Below are 19,417 nucleotides of genomic sequence, written 5' to 3'. Positions count from 1 at the left end.
ACGCTCCAGCACCTCGTGGATCAGCTTCGTGCTGCCGTGGCCGGTCTCCTGGCTGACGGGTCACCGCGCCCGCCCCTGCCTTCCCGGCCGCGAGGCCAGTGGCAATGCATGAGGCGGGAACTCCCCGATCACAGTGGCGAGGGCCGCTCCGGACTGAGCCCCTGAGGGGCTGTCACCGGTCTTCCCGAACACCACGGCCCGCTCACCCTAGAAGGCCGAAGGTTGAACCTGCAAGGCTGCACAACTGAGCAGATATCGAGGCCCGAGTCGGCGACTGCGATGATGCGTACATGCATCTCGTCCCCGCGGAACGTGCCGGACAGCGGACCATCGACGGCCACCGGGTCTGCGACGCCATCGCCGCAGTCGGCGAGCCCGAGCGAGTACGGGCCTGGGCCGACCGCTTCTCCCTGCTCTCCGATCCCGGGCGCCTGTCCCTGCTGCTGGCCCTCCACGAGGCGGGCCCCATCGCTGTCTCCGACCTAGCCGTCGCCACCGGGATGCGGGACACCGCCGTGTCCCAGGCCCTGCGCCTGCTGCGGGCAGCAGGCGTCGTACAAGGCGAGAAGGACGGCCGGATCGTACGCTACCGAGTCATCGACGGCCTCATCTCCGCATTGCTGACCCACTGCGCGTCCGTGGCAGAACCGGCAGGAGAAGCAACCGGCGCAGGATGAGGCGAGGAACTGCGGCTCTCTGATTCGACCGACCGGTTCGCTGTTTCCCTCACGTTCCGGGCCGGGTGGTCTCGCCTCGAGCTGCGCGTAGGCGAGGAAGCCGCTGTCCATCGGGCTACGTCGATCGAGGACGACTTCTTCTCCGATCTGGTGGAGGAGACTTTCCGGCCGGACCATTCGCTGCCTGCGCCGCGAATTGGCCAACCGCCTCTCGGTGTAGAGCTCGTAACACGACGTTGTCGAGGTGTGTGGTCGCGCGTGAGGCCAGTAGGACGATTCTGCCTTTCGTGGGGCTGTGGTGCGAGACATCGGTGGGCGTCAGCCCCGAAAGCCTGCAGACGCGTGGCGGATGGCCAGGCGGACCGCACTGACGCCCGTCAGACGTGCGCACGTAGCGCCCGCATCGCCCGTAACGCACACTGGCCTGTCGTCCGCATTCTCCCGGGCGGGCTCCTGACCTGCCGTTACTCCGGACATGACACTTCGTTCGACCTGTTTCCGGATCACCATGGAGTGGAGCGCGCTGTGTTCCTGCGCCTGCCGCCCGTCGCCCTTGGACGGGGCGACCTTGGCCCGCTCAAACCCTGCGGCTTGAGGGCGGTCGGACGTCGGTGCGCGGGGTGGGGTCGGTGTGAGGCGCTGGCAACCAACGCAAAGTGGCGGGCAAACCGGAGGTGGCCAGGCGCCGCTTCCGGAAACTGTCGACCTTGCTGACGTGGACGCGTGAAGCCGCCCCGCACAAGCAGATCGGCTTCTGGGACCTGCTCGGCAACATCAGCCGCAGGTACTACCCGTTGGGCCGCGCCCTCGCGGCGCACGAGGATGTCTTCCTTCCCGGTCTCCACACCAGCTCGACGGACAGCGAGGCCGGCTGGCAGCACCGGCTCGACCAGGCTCGCGCCGAGGCGAAGCAGATCGCCCCCTGGCAAACCCGTGTACCCGTTCCTGTGACCTCAGTACCGAGACCGACCGGGATCCGGGCGGTATGTGCCTCCAGTGCTGTGGTCGTACGAGCTCCAAGCCTGCAGCAAGGCCACCAATGCCGTCGTCCTGTGGGGAGGGGGCCCGCACGGTAACGGCAACACCGCTTGGCTCGACGCGCTCAAGCGCTTCCTGACTGCGAGGGCTGCCTGAGCTTCTTCGACGTCCGGGGCCGATGACGCGGCACTGGACGAGTCCGGTGGGGAGCGCTCGGAACGCGAGCCGCCGACCTGTCGCTGTTGCTGAAGAAAACCGGACATTGTTCCCGCAGCCGTTTCTCGAGCTAAATCACTCCGGCGCATATCGAAATCTGCGACCGCTATGTATGATCGCCGCATGGACGCTTACACGTGGGATTGGCGCGAAGCAGAACCGGAAACTCCTGCACCGCTGCGCTGCGAGCATCTGGAAGGGGTTCTCGAAAGCTCCCGCTTCACCCGAGAGCAGCTTTCCGGACTTGGCATCCGAGGTATCCAGTTCGGTTGTTCATGGCGGCTTGCTCCGGCATTCCTGAACACGGACATGTTCCGTGCCGAGTCCGACACCGCCGTGAGCCGACCCGATTGCGTCTCGCGTATCGACAACCGGCTGTACTACCTGGAAATGGACGCCTCGAAGCCCTTCCCGCTGGAAGACGGCTGTTTCGACTGGGCCTACTCCGAGCACATGATCGAACACCTGACGCTGCCGGACGGCATTCGCTGGCTCAGGGAAGTCCGACGCGTCCTGGCCCCTGGAGGAATCCTTCGCCTTACCACACCCGATCTCGGGAAATATGTGAACGGCTATCTGGGGGGAGATTTCTACGCCACTCACCGCGAGGAAATGCACACGATGGGCGCACGTCCCCCCATGCCGAAACGCAAGGCTTTCATGATGAACCAGATATTCTACCTCTGGGGCCATCGATGGATCTACGACGAGGCTGAACTCCGATATGCTCTGACGGCCTCCGGTTTCGATGCCGAAGGGATCGAAGTGCGCGAATACCAGGACAGCTCCGTCCCCGAAATGGCGGATCACGACCGCGCGGACCGGCGGGACGAGTCGATTTATATCGAAGCCAGGGTCTGACGGTCCCGGACCGCCGCGGCGGTCCGGGAAACACCGGCTGGCCGGGGCTCACCACGGGTGCGCCGCGACCAGCCGGGCCGCCTGATCGGCCGCGTCCACACCGCGCAGCCGCAGGACCGCCTCCTCGCTCGCCGAACGCACCGACGGTGTCTCCGCCAGAACGCGCAGGGCGTCGGCGATCGTCGAAGCCGTCCAGGAAGGGCCGGGCACATCGATCGCCACCCCCAGGCGTCTCAGCCGGGCGGCGTTGTCCGGTCGGTCGACGCCCTCCGCGAGAACCACCTGCGGCACGCCGCACTCCAGGGCTCGGGCACACGTACCGATACCGCCATGATGTGCGATGGCGCTCAGATGCCGCATCAGGGCCGGAAAGGGCAACTGCGGCTGGACCAGCACTTGCCCCTCGGGCCAGTGCAGAGGCCGGCGCAGATGCCGATTGACGACAATCGCCCGGGCACCCACCCGCAGCACGCCGTTGACCGCCGACTCGAAGAAGTTGGAGACCAGCATCCGACCGGTCCCCCCGGTGATCAGCACCGGTGGTTCCCCGGCGGACAGGAACTCCCAGACCTCCTCCGGAAGGGCGCCGGACTCCGAGGCGTCGCAGGGAAATCCGGTGCGGAACAGCCTCGGCCACTCGTTCACGTCGGGCGCGAACCAGTCCGGCCAGAGCCCGACTTTGACCGCCACCCGCTCCGTCCAGTCGAGCCAGTCCTCGACAGGCGGGAGCCCGAAGAGCTTCCGGTCGGTGTTCAGGGCATCGAGCTTGCGCGCGCCGTGGAGCGCCTGTGTGGCGACGCCCTCCTGCAAGGCGTGCGGCGAGACCAGTGACCAGGCACCACGTGCGCCGCACGCCTCAGCCGCCGCCATCGCCGGAGCAGCGCTCAGATAGCGGCCGATGACCACGGCGTCGCGGTCCGACACACAGTCGGCCACGGCCTGGTACTCCCGGAGCTTGCGCTCCGGGCTGTGGTACCAGCCGGTTGTCCCTTCCACCAGGTCCAGATCGTGGTTTCCGCCCACCAGCTCCGCCGAGTCCGCCAGCAGGGCCGCGTATTCCTCCTCCGTGTCCAGGGCCACGAAGCGCAGCCCCGCCGACTGTGCCCTTTCCCGGTACGGGGCATGGGTGATGAACGTGACGGCATGCCCCAGAGCCACCAGCCGACGCCCGATCGCCAACAAGGGGAGCAGGTCACCCGCGGTCCCGGTGCCTGCTATCGCGACGGTCGCGGGAAGCGCTGTCACAGCGTCGTCGCCAGGTCCGAGACCGGCGCTGTCAGCCAATCCAGTTCCCCCTGTTTCCAGAGACCCTCCAGCCGCTCGCGGTCGGCGAGTGTGTCCATCTTCTCGAAGTGTCCGTCGTGCTCGAACGCCGACAGCTGTCCGTCGACCGCCAGCCTGCGCAGCAGATCCTCCTCCAACTGACCCGAGTGGGGATTGAGTTCGTCCGCCACCACCGTCCGGTCCAGCACCATGAAACCGATGTTGACCGGGTCGGTCAGAACCGGCTTCTCCTGGAAGGCCCGCACCTGCCCCTGCTCGCCGACGATCACATGCCCGAAGGGCGACCGCGCCTTGGCGGTGGTCACGGTGACGGACTTGCATCGCCAGCGATGGTGGTGGAGCAGCCGATCGACCGCTACGTCGCCGAGGACGTCACCGTAGACGACCATGCACTCCTGACTGCGCAGATACGGCGATATCCGGTGAATGCGGGCCCCGGTCGGTACGTCGAGTCCCGTGTCGGCGGCGACCACTTCGACCGGACGGCCGCGGGGGCCCCGGACCACCGCTCCGAGGTCTCCGTCGCCGAGCTCCCGGACGGGTTCGACCGAGCGCTCGGTGAGGAACGAGATGATCTCCGAGGCGCGGTAGCCCGCGCAGAGGATCACGCGCTGGATGCCCTGCCCTTCCAGGTGCGCGATCAAGAGTTCCAGCATCGTGCGGGGGCCGATGGGGACCAGCAGCTTCGGCAGTGTCGCGGTGGCCGGGAAGAGGCGGGTCCCGCGACCTCCGCACAGAATGACGACATCCATCATTACGCGGTCTCCGATTCCCTGAGCAGCGCTTCAACAGACTGCGCCAGCTGGGCGGCTGTCGGTGCCTCGAACAGGACGCGGAGCCCGATGTCCAGGCCGAGCTCCGTGCGCAGCCGGTCCACCATGCTCATGGCGAGGAGGGAATGACCGCCCAGTTCGAAGAAGTCGTCGTCGACTCCTATCCCCTCCGTGCGCAGGAGTTCCGAGAACACTCCGACGAGGAAGCCCTCGAACTCGTCACCCGGCTCGCGGTACGGCGTGGACAGAGCCGGTCGGGGATAGCGGAAGCTCTCGGCAGGAGCCTGGTCCTCCTTCCCCTGCCGCTCGTCCTCGTCGGCCGCCATGGCCACCTTGCGGCCGGCGAGCCTCGCCGGCAGGTCGGTCGTCGACACCATGACGACACCGAGCGGCAGCAGCCGGAAGAGGACGTCGAACAACTCATCGGCGTCGTCGTCCCTGATGACGTCCGCGACGCGCCGACGGAAGACGGCACCGCCGCCCTCCTTGTCCTCCCAGCCGTCCAGCCGGACCGCGCACCACTCCACGGGAAGGTCGCCTGAGGCGGACGCGCAGACCGACTCCATGGCAGCGCTCGCAGCGGCGTAGGCACTGAAACCCAGACCACCCAGCACCGTCGACAACGACGACAGAGCGAGGACGAAGTCGGGGCGGCGGTCAGCGGCGAGCGCGGCAAGATGGAGAGCGCCCTCCGACTTGACCTTCCGGTGCCGCGCGGCGAGTTCACCGTCCGTGTCCCGCGCCAGCGGGAAGGCGTCGGCATCCGACAGGCCCGCCGCGTGCACCACGCCGTCCACCCGCCCGTACGCCGACTCGGCCTCGTCCCACGCTCGGGCCAGCGAGTCCATGCTGGTCACATCGGCGCTGACGGGAGTGACATGGGCGCCCTCCTTCTCCCAGCGCGTGAACTCGCCCACCAGTCCGTGGCATGGATGCGATGGATCCGCGAGGACCGAGGGCCATTCCGAGCGAAGCGGTACCGTGCGGCGCCCCACGAGAACCAGCCGGGCCTCGTGGTGACGGGCCAGATAGGAGGCCATGCGCAGCCCGATCCGACCCAGGCCGCCCGTGATCACATAAACACCTCGTCGTTTCAGCCGGGTCGGCGGAAGCGCGTCGGCAGGCAGCTCCAGCGGTTCGATCAGCCGCCGCAGACGCCTCTCGCCGACCAGCACCGCGTCGTCGTCCCTGCCGTCCACCAGCCGGCGCAGCGCTCTGACGGCCACCTGCGAGGCGGGCGCCCCGTACCGGGCCACGGGGAGGGCCGACACCGTAACGCCGGGATTCTCCTGATCGAGCACTCTGGCGGCAGCGACGAGCGCGGCGCCGTTCGGTGGACCGGGGGGTCCTGCCGCGGACTCGCCCTGAGCTTCGTCGCTCACGGCGAGCGCGAGCACCCGTGCCGCCGACCGCTGCTCGCCCTCGGCGAGCAGACGGACGATCGTCATGACGTCACGCACTCCGGAGAGCTCCGGGCCCGGCGCCCGTGTCGCCCCGTCCGCGCCGTGCAGTCGGCTCTCCCCATCCGCTCCGTCGTTCTCGACGACGGTCAGGACGAGTTCAGGCTCGGCGCTCGCGAGGGCCTCGCCGTCCGGGCCCGCGACTGAGCCGAGGGCGGTCACCCGCTTGCCCCAGGACCTGCCCAGCTCCGCGAGAGCGTCCGCGACCTGCCCACCCCCGACCACGGCCCAGCGCTCCGGGAGTTGGCCGGCCAGCCGGTCCGAAGGCAGGGGCAGTTCGACGGACGGTGCCCATGTCTCGGCGTAGAACCACCGGTGGACCGGGAGCCGTTCGCTGTCCGCCGCGGGCGGAGCGGCCGGTGCCGAGCCACGGAGCGGGAGGGCGAACACCTGCCGTTGGAACGGATATCCGGGCAGGCTCACGCGGCGCGAATCCGGGCCGGCCAGGGACGGCCAGTCGATCCGTGCGCCCGCCGTCCAGAGGGCGGCGAGGGAAGCCTGCCGGGTGTCCTCCCGCTCACCGCGCCCGAGGCCGAAGACGACCTGGTCCGCTCCGGCGCCGCGGGCGAGGTCGCCCACCGAGGTACCCGGCCCCAGGTGCAGGAACACCGGGTCCAGCGCCTCCTTGACGGTGCTGAGCGCCGGCCCGAACCGCACCGGCTCCCGCAGGTGGCGGACCCAGTGGTCGACCGAGGTCGCCTCCTCCGGCGTGATCCAGTTCCCCGTGACATTGGTCAGATACGCGTACCGCGGTTGGTGGCGCGCCGTGCGCTCGACCTCCCGCGCGAACTGCTCGAGCACCGGCTCGACGGACCGGGAGTGGAAGGCGTGACTGACCTTCAGGCGGGTCGTGACCGCGCCATGGGCCCGCAGCGCCTCCTCGGCGGACTCGAGCACGCCGAACGGCGCGCTGATGACGCACTGGTCGACGGCGTTGTACGCGCTGAACTCCCACCCGCGCAGCTCGCCGAGAGCGGCGGACACCTCCTCTTCGGGGAGCCTGACCGCCGACATTCCGCCGGGCTCAACGGACTGCACCAGTCGGCCGCGCCGGGCGACCAGGCGCATCGCGTCCTCGGCGGAGAACACCCCCGCCACACAGGCGGCGACGAACTCGCCGACGCTGTGGCCAAGCATGGCGCCGGGCAGGACCCCGTGAGCCATCCACTGCCGGGCCATGGCGTACTCGACGGCGAAGAGCGCCGGCTGGGCCAAGGCTGTCCGCCGCAGCTCCGCATCCATGGGCACGTCCTCGTCGAGAAGCAGTGCCCGTAGCGATTCCAGCCCCGGTTCTCGCCGGGCGTATTCGAGGCACTCGTCCAGGACGGCACGGAAGACCGGCGCGGACCGGTACAGGGCGCGCGCCATGCCGGGCCGCTGCGCCCCCTGTCCGGGAAAGAGGAACGCCACGACGCGGTCACGGTTCATGGAACCCGGCCGGAGCACCGGCTCGGCCGGCCGGTCGAGAGCCGCGATGGCCTCATCCTTTGTACGGCAGACGACGGCGGCCCGGTGGGGGAACGCGGTGCGCCCCGTCTGCAGGGTGTGGGCGACGTCCGCGAGTGATGCCGTGTCCCCATGGGCGCGCAACCACGCCGCCAGCCGGGCCCGGGCCTCCTCCAGGGCGGGACCCGACCGCGCCGAAAGGGGCAGGATCACCGCCTGCGCCGGGCGGGACCCCGATGCCGACGCCGGAACGGCGGGCGCCTCGGAGACGATCATGTGGACATTGGTCCCGCCCATGCCGAACGAGCTGACCGCCGCCGTCCGTGGCACGGCCGCCTCCGGCCAGGGCTCCCGCTCCCGCTGAATCCTCAACCGTCCGTCGGCCAGGTCCAGTTCCGGGTTCACACGGTCCGTGTGCAGGGTCGGCACGAACTCCCGGTGCCGCAGGCAGAGGACCGCCTTGACCAGTCCAGCCATACCGCTCGCATGGTTGAGATGACCCAGATTCGACTTGAGGGATCCCACCCGGCAGGGCTCGGTCCGCTCGGCCGTGCCGTAGACACCGGCCATGGCGCGCATCTCGATCGGGTCGCCCAGGGGTGTACCCGTGCCGTGCGCCTCCACGTACCCGACATCCTCGGGTCGGACATCGGCGAACCGCAGGGCCTCGGCGAGCACGGACTGCTGTCCGCGCGCGCCCGGAGCGGTGAACCCGACCCGATGGGCGCCGTCGTTGCCCATGGCGGACCCACGGATCACGGCGTAGATGTGATCGCGGTCGTCCACGGCGTCCTCGAGCCGCTTGAGCAGGACGCCGACCGCGCCGTCCGCCTCGACGGTGCCGTCGGCGTCGGCACCGAAGGCACGGCAATGCCCGTCGGGCGACAGGATCGAGTCGGCGCCGCGCAGCAGCCCTCTGTCCGCGGGGAAGCGCACCGAGGCCGCGACCGCCAGGGCCACGTCGGAATCACCCGACAGCAGGCTCTGACAGGCCAGGTGGACGACGGCGAGCCCCGAGGAACACGCCGTGGCCACCGAGACGCTGGGCCCGTTCAGGTCAAGCTTGTAGGAGACCCTGGACGCTGCGAAGTCGGTGTCGTTGCCGAGCTGGATCTCCAGCCCGCCGGCCTCCTTGGGCTGTTGGAAGACCGATAGATACGTGGGTGGTGCGGCGGCCGCGAACACACCGACACGCCCGTCGATGTCGGCGAGTCGACAACCGGCGTCTTCGGCGACGTGCCATGCCGTCTCCAGGATCAGGCGCTGCTGAGGGTCCATCAGTTCGGCTTCCCGGGCGCTGTATCCGAAGAAGCTCGCGTCGAACGCCAGGGGTGCGTCGAGCGCTCCCCGAGCCGCCACATAGCCGAGGTCGTCGACGTCCGCGGCGGGCACACCGAGGTCCAGCAGTTCTCGGCGATCGAAGAAGCTGATCAGTTCGCGGCCCTCGCGCAGCGCCCGCCACAGCTCGTCGATGCTCTGCGCGCCGGGAAAGCGTCCCGACATTCCTGTGACGGCCACAGCGTTGGGAGGAAGGTTCCCCATCTCCATCCGTACAGCCTCGCTCATGAACGGCCCCTGCGCCTTCGGTCGGCCAGGCGGCCTCGTGCGACCTGGCGGCTTTCGGTCTCCGCGGCCCTGTCCGGAACAGGGGGTTCGGGGGTAGCCGGTCCCCTTCCCCGGAGGGCCGGCAGATGGTCGGCCAGGCCCCGGGGGGTGGGGCAGGCAAAGAGGTCGGCCATGGTCAAGCCGTTCCACCCCTTCCTTCTCAACAGCGTCAGCACTTTGAACAGGAGCAGAGAGTTGCCGCCCAGGTCGAAGAAACGGGCATCCAACGGCACGTCCGGGACATCCAGGACGGCCCCCCATACCGAGGTGATCTCGTCCTCGATGTCCTTGCGGTCCTGGGCGCCGGACGGGGTGGAAGCCGCCCGGAGAGCAGCAGCCGACTCGATGTCCACCGCAGTACGGCCGTCCAGGGCGGCGGGGAACTCCGCCCAGCGCAGCGCGGTCGGCACCGAGGTCTCGGGCAACCGGGACCGCAGGGCGCGCAGGAGTGCGCGCTCCACGGCGACACGCTGTGCGGGGCCTTGGGAGAACGGCTCCTTGGGGACCAGACAGGCCACCAGACCGTCCCCCTCCGCCGTCGGGGACGGCGGTGCGTCCGCTTCCGCGGGGGGTACCGCCACCCGGCAGTCGGCGACTTCGGGACAGGTCTCCTTGATCAGGGTCTCCACGTCCTCGGGCCGGACGAGGACACCCCGTACAGGGACCCGGTCGTCCGCACGGCCGGTCATCGTGAGCAGCCCGTCGGCGGAAACCCGGACGAGATCCCCGGTGGGCAGCAGCGTGCGTGCGCCGAGGTGAAGTTCGCCGACGGCGTCCGGGCTCACGGGTTCGCCGGCGGGTCCCAGGACCACGACCGCCGTGCCCGGCCCCGGGTGTCCCAGAGCCGCCGCGCCACCCTCGTCCGCCAGGTCGGCGGGGGTGAGGAGACGGGCCAGGGCGGCTCCCGTTCCGGCCGGGGCATAAAGGCTCGCCAGACGCACTCCGCTCGGCAAGCCCTCGGCACGCCATCCGCGCAGATCGGCATCGGCCGGGCCGCGCCCGTTCACCAGCGTGCGAAGACCCCGTGGACCGGGCCAGGACGCCGAGCGGCGGATCAGCCGGCGTACGGTCTCCACCTCGGCCGGTGCCGCCATCACGACCGACACCCGCTCTTCGACAAGCCGAGCGGCCGTCTCCGGCAGCGACTCGACCACCGCCGGTGGCAGGAGCAACCGCCCACCGTGGGCAAGGGGTGCCCACCATTCCCAGGGTGCGGCGGCGCGTGCGAGTGAATGGAGCGGCGCCCAGGTCTCCCCGGGGCCGGTGTCCAGCAGCTCGGCCATGTCCTTCAGCGCGGCCGTGAGGTCACTGTGCGAGTAGGAGACCCCGACCGGCGCGTGGGCGGTGCCGGACGTGTAGGCGACGCACGCCTCGGCCTCCGCTTCCGTGCGGCGCCCCCCGGGGGGCGACGGCACGACCGGAGTCTCGGGAGCGGACAGGATGTCCGGGACGTACAGCACGGTCGCACCCGGCAGTTCGGGAAGGCATCGGCGAGCCGATGACAGCACCAGACGCACCCCCGCGTCGGCCACCACGGCGGCCCGGTACGGCGCTGGATGACGGGGGTCCACGGGGACGTACGCTGCTCCCGCGCGCAGGGCGCCGAGTGCGGCGGCGACCGTCAGACGGGAGCTGCCGGCCATGACCCCCACGCGCTCGCCGGGAACGGTTCCCCGCGCGCACAACCATGCGGCGACGCGGTCCGCGGCGGCGTCCAGATCGTGGAAGGTGAGGCTGCCCACGGCGTCCGAGACGGCCACTGCCCCGGGCAGGGCCGCAACCTGGCCGGCGATCAGGGACAGCACGCTCGATCCGCTGTTGTCCGGGCCGGCACCCCTTTGATCCAAGGCGGCGAGGACATCACCCAGCGTGCAGGGTTCCTCGGCGCAGAGCAGATCGACAGCCGTGTGCCACAGGTCCAGCAGCGCCACCACCCTCTCGGCGCGGACCCGTCTGGTGTCGAAGGTCAGCTTGAGCCGTTTCGGGGATCCGGCGGGTACCCCGGCGGTCAGGGCATAGTTCGTCGACTCGCGGACGCCCAGGTAGCGGCATCCGATTCCATCGGTCTCGACCCGGGTGAGCAGCGCCTCCTGGGGATAGTTCTCGATGGCGAGAAGACAGCGGAACGGCTCGGCCGTGGTGTCACCGCCACTCCACAGCCGATGGTCGGCCGGATTGACGCAGGCGTGTTCCTCCGCCGCGGCCGTGTCGCCGGCGACGCGACGCAGCCATGCCGAGACATCCACGCCGGGATCCATGACCACCCTTTGGGGCACGGATGTCACGCACATGCCCACCACTTCCGTGCCGTCGGGCACGTCCGTGCGGGTCGACGTCACAAGACCGTACGTCACCTCGTCGGGGCCCAGTCCACGCGTGCGAAGAGTCAGTGCCCAGCCCGCCTGGAGCAGCGTCGGCAGGCTGACGCGATGGCGGCGCGCCGCGTTCAGCCAGGGCTGCAGCCGGTCATCGGGTACCGGGTGTTCACGCTCGGACCAGATGTCGGGAGCCCAGTGGGAGCGCGGCAGGTTCTCCTCGTCGAGCAGGGGCCGCCGACCGCTGTGCGGACGGACGACGCCGGTCCAGTACCGCGTGTTCGCCTCGCGCGACAGGGCGGCCTTGGCGGCGACGGCGGCCGTGTAGTCCCGGAAGGCGGGCCGCTTCGCGGCAGGCGCGTCGTGCCCGCCGTAGCACTGCCACAGCTCGGCCACGACGTGGGCGGCGCTCCACCCGTCGAGGATGACGTGGTGATGTGTCCAGACCATCTCCCAGAGCTGCTCACCGAGTTGGACGAGGAGCACGCGCATGAGGGGGGCACGGGTCAGGTCGAACCCACGTACCCTGTCCTCCCGCAGGATGTCCTGGACCGCCGCGGCGCGGTCGCCCGCCGCCACGTCACGGACGTCGAACACGTCCACCGGCACCGTCAGGCCGGAGGGCGGGACCACGACCTGGACCGGGTGGGACACTCCCTCCCAGACCACAGCGGACCGCAGAACAGGGTGCCGGCGGACCATCTCCGTCCAGGCCGCCTGCAGCCGTCCCACGTGCACCGCCCCGGTGAGCTCGAAGCGCATCTGGACGACGTACAGGCCGGGTTCGGGTTCGGTGAGGCACCGCAGCAGCACACCCGCCTGGGGCGGTGCGAGGGGGTGGACGTCCTCGACGGCGCCGGTCACCGGCTCTCACCTCCGTCGGACTCACCGCTGTGCCCGAATCCGGCGAGCAGCGCGCCGAGTTCGTCGGCGGGCAGACCGCTGGCCTCGAATTGCAGCGTCCGGCTCCTGTCGAGTTCCTCGGCACAGGCCAGCAGTGCCTCGCGCAGTCGCCCGGAAAGCTTGTCGACGGTTTCCGCCGCCTGGTGCCGACCGTGCACCCAGTGCCAGGTCAGGGCGCCGTCGACGACCCGGGCCTGGAGTTCCAGCGGGTACGGGCGCCGGCCGGCCGGCGGTACCTGAACGCCCAGTGGCGGGTCCACCAGGGTCCAGCCGAGATCGGCGGCGACGGTCCGTTCCGTTCTGCCCAGGAAGTTGAACAGCACCGGTGAACGATCCGGTCCCTCGCCGTGCGGCCCTGGGCGCGATATCCCGAAGTCGATTCCGTCCCAAGGCTGCTCGCGCAGTGCGCGGCGGGCCCGGTCGAGGAGCTCGGAGAGGGCTTGTCCACCGGAAAGCGCGACCGGGAACACCGAAGTGAACCACCCCATGGTCCGGCTGACATCGAGCTCGCCGAGTCCGTCGGTCCGGCCGTGGCTCTCCACATCGAGGCGGAGCACATCGTCGCCGAACACCTCGCTCAGCGCACGGGCGGCCGCCGCCAGCAGCACTTCCTGGAGCTTGAGGTTGCCGGCCTCGCCCGCACGCTCGACCCGGCGGGTCTCCTCCGAGTCGAGGCCGCCCGGCCGGCGCCGCTCGAAGGCGTAGTCATCGGGCGCCGCAGCGATCGCCGGTCCTCCGAGCCCGCCGGTGGACGGCGCCGGTATGCCGTCCCAGGCGGACCGGCGTGCGCTCACTTCCGGACGCCGCGCGAACTCGCCCAGCGCGGCAGCCCAGCGCGCGAAGTCACCGCCGCGAGCAGGGACACGTTTCGTCCGCGCGGGATCCTCCGCGCCCAGCCGGTAGGACGTCACGAGATCGTCGAGGAGAATCGTCCAGGAGACGGCGTCGACCACGAGATGGTGTGCGACCAGGAGGACGTGATCGGCTTCAGGGCCGCGGATCAGCACGGCCTTGGCCAGCGGGCCGTCGCCGATGTCCAGCGTCGCGTTGGCGGCACGCACGGCCCCGTCCAGCGGGTCGGCCCCGGTCGCTGTGGGGACGACTTCTTCGACCGTGACTGCCGGGGCGCCGCCGACGTACGTCTGCTGCCATCCGTCCGCGGTCCGCCGGTAGCGGTACTGGAGCACATCGCGCCCGGCGAACGCGGATCGAGCCGCTGTCTCGAAGCGCGACCATGGCAGGCCGGCCTCCACTCTGATCAGCACATTCTGGTTCCAGTGAGAGGGGTTCGGCAGGTCCAGCGAGAAGAACTGACGCTGGACAGGCGTCAGTTCGACGGTTTCCCCGGCCGTCGGCACGCGTGGCCCCGGCTCGTTCTCCGGCTCGGGGGAGAGCACGGCCGCGAGCAGGGCCGGGGTCGGCGCGGCCACGACATCGCGCGGGTAGAGCGCGAATCCCGCGTTGCGCAGCTTGGCCACGAGCCGGATGCTCAGCATGGAGTCTCCGCCGCGGCCGAAGAAGTCGTCGTCGGGAGCGAGGTCCGGGCAGCCCAGCACCTCCGCCATGGTCCGCGCCACCAGCTTCTGGACCTCGTCGTCGCCGGCAGCGCCCGCGGCCGCGCCGGACTCCGCCCGCAGGGTGTCGGTGACGGCCGCGCGGTCGGCCTTGCCATGGCGGTTGAGCGGGACGGCGGCCAGCCGTACCAGACGCTGGGGAATCGCGTGGGCGGGCAGCCTTTCGCGGAGCTCGGCGAGCACCGTATCGGTGTCCTGGCCCACGACCACGGCCCCCAGCACCGCCGTGCCGTCGTCGTCCCGCCAGCTCACGACGCAGGCGTCGGCGACTCCGGAACAGGCTGTGATCCCGGCCTCGACCTCGCCCAGTTCGAGCCGGATACCTCGGATCTTCACCTGATCGTCCGTCCGTCCCCGGTAGACCAGTCGTCCGGCGGAGTCGTAGCGGCCGAGGTCTCCGGTCCGGTACATGCGGCTCCCCGGGCTTCCCCAGGGGTCAGGCAGGAACCGCTCCGCCGTGAGGCCGGGGCGACCCAGGTAGACGTTCTGAGCGCTGGGTCCGCCGACGAAGATCTCTCCCGTCCCGCCGGGCGGTACCGGCTCTCCGGCCTCCGACAGGAGGTAGATCCGTGTGGCGCCGATGGCATCGCCGATGGGCACATCGTCCGGCAGCGTGGACACCTCATCCGGCGTGACGGTGAAAGCGGTGCAGCCCACCACGGTTTCGGTCGGGCCGTACTCGTTGACCACCGGGACGGACGGACAGACCTGGTGCCATCTGCGCACCGTGCGGGCGCGCAGTGCGTCCCCACCGACGATGAGGCGCCGGGTCGCCCGGCCGAGCGCGGTGGAGCCGAGGATGTCGGCCAGCAGATCGACGTGCTGGGGTGTGGCCTTCAGAAAGCTGAAGTCGGGCTCACCCCGCAGCAGGTCGGCCAGTTGGAAGAGTTCGTCCCCGCCGTCCTCCGGCACCACCGTGACCGTACGGCCGGCCAGGAGCGGCCCGAGCAAGGTGGTCAACGTGGCGTCGAAACCGATCGAGGTGAACAGGGGCGCCCCGGTGCCGTCAGCCATCTGGTACGCGGTGCGCGCCCAGTCGAGGTACTCCGTCATCGCGTCGGTGCGAACGGCGACGCCCTTGGGAGTGCCGGTGGACCCGGAGGTATAGAGGACATAGGCGAGTCCGGTACTCCGGTCCTCGGGGTGCCGCCGGGGCTCCTCGATGTCGTCGAGCAGATCGTCGGCGCGGAGCGAAGGCACACCGGTGAGCCCCCGGAGGTTCGCCTCGGTGGACCGGTCCGTGACCGCGAGGGCAGCCCGGCAGTCCTCGGCTATCCAGCGCACGCGTCGCGCGGGGGTACGCGCGTCCACCGGGACGAACGCGGCGCCCGCACCCGACACGCCGAGGACCGTGGGCAGGAGCGACAGACCGCGGGCCATGTGGACCACGACCCGGTCCCCCTCCGAGATGCCTCGTTTCCGCAGCCGCGCGGTGATCGCCCGGCTGCGCCGGTCGAGCGCCGCATAGCCGAGTTCGTCGGTTCCCAGGCGCACGGCGGGTGCCTGAGGTGTCTCTTCCGCGAAACGGGCCACCGCCTCTCGCACCGCCGTCATGATCCCGCCTTTCGCACGGCGGCGGCCGTCGGCCCCGTGAACTCGTACTCGTCGCCCATGGCCACCAGAAGGCGGCGTGGCGGGGTGTAGGGGTTTCTCGCGTGGGCGGAGGCCACGTTGTCCACGATGAGCACGTCTCCCTTCACCCAGTCGAACGTCCGCTCGATGCTCTGGTAGGCGTGAAGGATCTCTTCCATGACGGCACCCTCGATGACCGAGCCGTCTCCGTAGCGGCAGTCCCGGGGCAGTTCGTCCGGCGCGTAGACGCTGAGCACGGCTTCCCTGGTCTCGTCGTCCAGGCAGCTGGGGTGCCAGTGCTGGGCCTGGGCGAACCAGGACAGCTGACCCGTCAGGGGGTGCTCCACCACGGCGGGGCGCACGGCCCGGGTGCGGAGGGTCCCGTCGGTTCCCCACTGGAATCCGATGCCCTCGCGCCGACAGCGGGCCTCGGCCTCCGACCTCGACTCCGTGTGGAACACGCTCTGCCAGCTGCGGCCGACTCCGGAACCGTACGTCCGCAGATAGGCCACGCCGCGGTCCCGGAAACGCCGGACCAGACCGGGGTCGAGGACCTCGAGCATCCGACGGGCATCGGCCAGGGGGGTCTGGCCACCGTCGGCGGCCGGCAGCTCGGCACTGAACAACAGCAGGAGCGGCCATCGATGGTTGAACGAGTTCTCGTTGTGCCAGAGGAGCTTTCGGCCGGCGTCGTACGGGACGGGAGTCTGCACGTCTCCTGTGTCGTTGGCCGGCTCATGTTCGCCGTTGTCGCGTACGACGACATCGAGAAGGTGTTCGGCTGCCTTCGAGAAGTCATCGACGGTCAGCGGACCGAGGCCCCGGACAAGCACTGCCCCGGATTCGGCCGCGATTTTCCGGAGGTCGCTGCGGAAAATCCGTGCCACGGCTGCAATATTCAGTGTTTCCGCACCCTGGTCATCGACCTGGAATACGGAGATGCCGTGCTCCTGGGATATGGCGACCGCCTCGGACATCAATGGTCACCCCCTTCGGTGTCCCGCACGCTACGCGGACGCATGTCCGTCCATACACGGTCTATGTGCTCCAGGCATGCTTCCTTGGAGCCACGCGTCCCTTCGGCCCGCCAGCCGCCGGGTACCGGGCGCAGTGAATTCCATATCGAATACTGCTCCTCGTCGTTCACGACCACGAGGAATTCCGGACCGGTCGGATTCGAACCGGCACCGTCATGTCGAGATTGGGTTTCTGTAGCGGGCACAGGATGCTCCTTACTGGGGTGACGACGAACGCGAGAGGCTCCATCGCAGCCGAACGGTCGACCCCCTCCTCGGGACAGGCGCCTCGGGCCGCCGGTAGTTGCCTGACCACTCGCACTCCACCGTGGCTGCCGAGCTGTTGGTGACGGTGAAGCAGGTGGCTGACCGGTCGGGTAGGCTGGCCACCACCGTGTGCAGCGCAAAGAGGAAGGGGGCAGAGGACCGGAGGCCGAAAGGCACCGTGACTCCCATCGCCTATGCCATCCATCTCGCCGGGTGGTTCGCCCATGGAGATTTCCAGTCCGAGCAATCCCCGCATCAAGGAACTCGTCACGCTGCGACGCCGCCGAAGCCGGCATGGCTCCGGAGTGACCCTGGTCGAGGGGTATGAGGAACTGGACCTCGCGCTGCGGGCCGGAGTACGCCCTCGCGATCTTTATTTCTGCCCCGCGCTGACCGGTGGCAAGGACCCGAGAAACGTCTTGGCACGGTCCGCGGAACTCGGCACCGCCCTGTTCAGCCTCAGCCAGCAGGCATTCGACAAGGCCGCCTATCGTGAGGGGCCGGACGGTTGGCTCGCCGTGGTGCCGAGCATCGAGACGGAGCTCTCGCACATCGATGTGGGGCCGCAGGCGCTCATTCTCGTCTGTGAGGGCGTGGAGAAGCCCGGCAACCTTGGCTCGATGCTCCGTACCGCAGACGCGGCCGGAGTGACCGCGGTCGTCTCCGCCGATGCCGTCACCGACTGGGGGAACCCCAACGTCATCCGGGCGAGCAAGGGCACGGTCTTCTCCGTACCCGTCGCCTCGGCCGCCTCCGACGAGGTCATGGACTGGCTGGCGAAGAACTCGGTGCGGGTCGTCGCCGCCACTCCCGACACGGACGTCCTGATGACCGAGTTCGACATGACCGGGCCGACCGCGATCGCGGTCGGCAGCGAGAAGTACGGTCTGTCGGACGCGTGGATGACGGGTGCCCACAGCAGGGCGAAGATCCCGATGTTCGGTCAGGTGGATTCGCTCAACGTCGCGGTGTCGGCCGCGCTCTTCACCTACGAGGCCGTGCGACAGCGCATGGCGGCAGGGCAGCCCTGAGGGGGAGCCGTTCATCGGCGCGCTCCCAGCTCCTGTATGCGGGCGAACACCGCGTCCGGTACGAGATATCCGTCGCACTGCGGCGTGGCTGCGCTGAAGCCGAGCCGGGTCAGGCGCTCCAGATGGCCGCGGGCCTGTTCCCGGGTCACCGCGCCGATCGAGGCGCCCACGTCCGGGTGAGTGGCGACGAGTCCTGACGCGGCCACGCAGCCCATGATTTCGTGAGGCAGCCTCCGCGGTGGCTCGTTCCCCACCAAGGGCTTCAGCCAGTCGGGGAGGTACCGCACCTCGTCGAGCGCTTGAGGGGCGCTCACCAAGCCCGCCTCGATGAACAGTGCGTCGCCCGCCTGGCTCATCCGGCCGACGGCTGCCGTCGCGTCGAAGCAGCGGGGGAAGGAATCATCGACGACCACCGTGCCGGCCCGCACCGCGGCGACATCGAGGACGTCCGGCACATTGACCGCGCCGATGACGACGTCGGCCTGGTATGCCTCGGCGGGCGCGGCACCGGACGTCACGGCTACGCGGATGTCACCGGCGTACCCCAGATCCCGCAGGGTGCGGATCTCCCGGGCGAGTGCCTCACGCTTGCTGAACAGGTCGCAGAGCACGAGCTGACCCGGATGGTGCCCCGCATCGACCAGGAGCCGCACGCTCGACGTTCCGATGGACCCGACGCCGAGAACGCACAGCGTCTCCCGGCCGACGGGACGTTCCAACCGTTTCAACGCGTCCATCGTGGTGAGCGCCACGGCCGTCGCGGTCGCCGCGTGCCCGGTGGTGACCCGCACCGGGGCGGGCCCGTCGTGGATCGCTTCGGCCACCGTACGGCCGTATTCCGTGGCGGAGGGCAGCAGCCCCGTCAGTGACACGGCACGGGCACCCAGTTCGGCGGCCCGGTGGATCGCGCGCTTGGTGATCGCCGCCGTTCGGGCGGGGTCGTCGTACAGTCCGGCGGAGCCGATGGGCGCGACGACCAGTCCGATGCGGCCGACCGCCGTGTCGAAGATGTGTGCCAGCAGCGCGCCCGGTGCCTCGAACTCGTCCTGCCAGACCGTCTCCGGAATGCGCGCGCCGCGCAGCCACGCGTCGGGGACGTAGGTGACCGCTGCGGCGTCCACCGGGGCCAGCAGTCCGTCGAGCACGGCCGTGTCGAGCCGATGCGACCGGAGGCGGGTGACGGGGCACGGTGGGATCCGTTCGAGGGAGACACTGTCATCTCCCCGCGCTGCGGAGCTCCCACCGGACGGGAGTGCCCCTTCGGGCTCCGCCGCTTCGATGGCTCGGCACAGATTCCCCAGCATCGGGTTCATGTGGATGAGCCGGACGCCTACGCCGACCCCCAGCGCGGAGGTGAGCTTGGCCGCCAGCTGTGTGACGAGGAGTGAGTGGCCGCCGAGTGCGAAGAAGTTGTCGTCCAGTCCCGGTCGTGCCACCCC

The 19,417-nt window shown here is 69.9% G+C and carries 11 protein-coding genes and 1 riboswitch; of the genes, 3 read left to right on the top strand and 8 right to left on the bottom strand.

Features of this window, described 5'->3' with window-relative positions; all coding sequences use genetic code 11:
• Positions 1-21 precede the first annotated feature (21 nt).
• A riboswitch (cobalamin riboswitch) is annotated at positions 22-212 on the bottom strand.
• Positions 213-290: 78 nt separating this feature from the next.
• Positions 291-677 carry an ArsR/SmtB family transcription factor gene (locus tag IE277_RS23955; protein WP_189955708.1) on the top strand — a complete coding sequence of 129 codons (387 nt, stop codon included), beginning with the start codon at positions 291-293 and terminating at the stop codon, positions 675-677.
• Positions 678-1,994: 1,317 nt separating this feature from the next.
• A complete protein-coding gene (locus tag IE277_RS23950; RefSeq protein WP_229881935.1) occupies positions 1,995-2,732 on the top strand; it encodes a class I SAM-dependent methyltransferase in 738 nt (245 codons plus the stop codon).
• A 48-nt stretch (positions 2,733-2,780) separates the two neighbouring features.
• Here IE277_RS23950 and IE277_RS48885 read toward each other — a convergent pair whose 3' ends face one another.
• From IE277_RS48885 to IE277_RS47410, 7 genes are read right to left on the bottom strand one after another with little or no spacing between them, the layout of a single operon-like run.
• Positions 2,781-3,977: a glycosyltransferase gene (locus IE277_RS48885; RefSeq protein ID WP_189955706.1), complete on the bottom strand. Its 1,197-nt coding sequence runs from the start codon at positions 3,975-3,977 to the stop codon at positions 2,781-2,783.
• Positions 3,974-4,771: a nucleotidyltransferase family protein gene (locus tag IE277_RS23940; RefSeq protein WP_189955704.1), complete on the bottom strand. Its 798-nt coding sequence runs from the start codon at positions 4,769-4,771 to the stop codon at positions 3,974-3,976. Before IE277_RS23940 ends, IE277_RS48885 begins: the two co-directional genes overlap by 4 nt.
• Complete coding sequence (locus tag IE277_RS23935; protein ID WP_189955701.1) at positions 4,771-9,261, bottom strand: type I polyketide synthase; 4,491 nt, start codon at positions 9,259-9,261, stop codon at positions 4,771-4,773. Before IE277_RS23935 ends, IE277_RS23940 begins: the two co-directional genes overlap by 1 nt.
• Complete coding sequence (locus tag IE277_RS23930; RefSeq protein WP_189955699.1) at positions 9,258-12,479, bottom strand: condensation domain-containing protein; 3,222 nt, start codon at positions 12,477-12,479, stop codon at positions 9,258-9,260. The genes IE277_RS23935 and IE277_RS23930 overlap by 4 nt, the downstream gene beginning before the upstream one ends.
• Positions 12,476-15,646, bottom strand: coding sequence for a non-ribosomal peptide synthetase (locus IE277_RS23925; protein WP_189955697.1), 3,171 nt, complete (start codon positions 15,644-15,646; stop codon positions 12,476-12,478). The genes IE277_RS23930 and IE277_RS23925 overlap by 4 nt, the downstream gene beginning before the upstream one ends.
• Positions 15,643-16,641 carry a TauD/TfdA family dioxygenase gene (locus IE277_RS23920; RefSeq protein WP_268252654.1) on the bottom strand — a complete coding sequence of 333 codons (999 nt, stop codon included), beginning with the start codon at positions 16,639-16,641 and terminating at the stop codon, positions 15,643-15,645. Before IE277_RS23920 ends, IE277_RS23925 begins: the two co-directional genes overlap by 4 nt.
• Positions 16,641-16,817 carry an MbtH family protein gene (locus tag IE277_RS47410; RefSeq protein WP_229881944.1) on the bottom strand — a complete coding sequence of 59 codons (177 nt, stop codon included), beginning with the start codon at positions 16,815-16,817 and terminating at the stop codon, positions 16,641-16,643. Before IE277_RS47410 ends, IE277_RS23920 begins: the two co-directional genes overlap by 1 nt.
• A gap of 354 nt (positions 16,818-17,171) precedes the next feature.
• Here IE277_RS47410 and IE277_RS23910 point away from each other — a divergent pair, with 354 nt between their 5' ends.
• Positions 17,172-17,978, top strand: a complete 807-nt coding sequence (locus IE277_RS23910; protein WP_189955691.1) for an RNA methyltransferase — start codon at positions 17,172-17,174, stop codon at positions 17,976-17,978.
• A gap of 11 nt (positions 17,979-17,989) precedes the next feature.
• Here the strand turns inward: IE277_RS23910 and IE277_RS23905 are convergent.
• Positions 17,990-19,417 (bottom strand): phosphopantetheine-binding protein (locus IE277_RS23905; protein ID WP_229881934.1); only part of this gene is annotated, 1,428 nt, incomplete at its 5' end.

The sequence above is a fragment of the Streptomyces alanosinicus genome, from assembly GCF_014650595.1.
Taxonomy (GTDB): domain Bacteria; phylum Actinomycetota; class Actinomycetes; order Streptomycetales; family Streptomycetaceae; genus Streptomyces; species Streptomyces alanosinicus.
Note: the sequence above shows the minus strand (reverse complement) of the source record. Positions and strands in the feature narration are given on the sequence as shown.

What these genes read in the sequence shown, in the direction of transcription:
- IE277_RS23940 (WP_189955704.1), bottom strand. Translation starts at nt 4,771, where the DNA reads ATGATGGATGTCGTCATTCTGTGCGGAGGTCGCGGGACCCGCCTCTTC.
- IE277_RS23950 (WP_229881935.1), top strand. Translation starts at nt 1,995, where the DNA reads ATGGACGCTTACACGTGGGATTGGCGCGAAGCAGAACCGGAAACTCCT.
- IE277_RS23935 (WP_189955701.1), bottom strand. Translation starts at nt 9,261, where the DNA reads ATGAGCGAGGCTGTACGGATGGAGATGGGGAACCTTCCTCCCAACGCT.
- IE277_RS23955 (WP_189955708.1), top strand. Translation starts at nt 291, where the DNA reads ATGCATCTCGTCCCCGCGGAACGTGCCGGACAGCGGACCATCGACGGC.
- IE277_RS23920 (WP_268252654.1), bottom strand. Translation starts at nt 16,641, where the DNA reads ATGTCCGAGGCGGTCGCCATATCCCAGGAGCACGGCATCTCCGTATTC.
- IE277_RS23925 (WP_189955697.1), bottom strand. Translation starts at nt 15,646, where the DNA reads ATGACGGCGGTGCGAGAGGCGGTGGCCCGTTTCGCGGAAGAGACACCT.
- IE277_RS23910 (WP_189955691.1), top strand. Translation starts at nt 17,172, where the DNA reads ATGGAGATTTCCAGTCCGAGCAATCCCCGCATCAAGGAACTCGTCACG.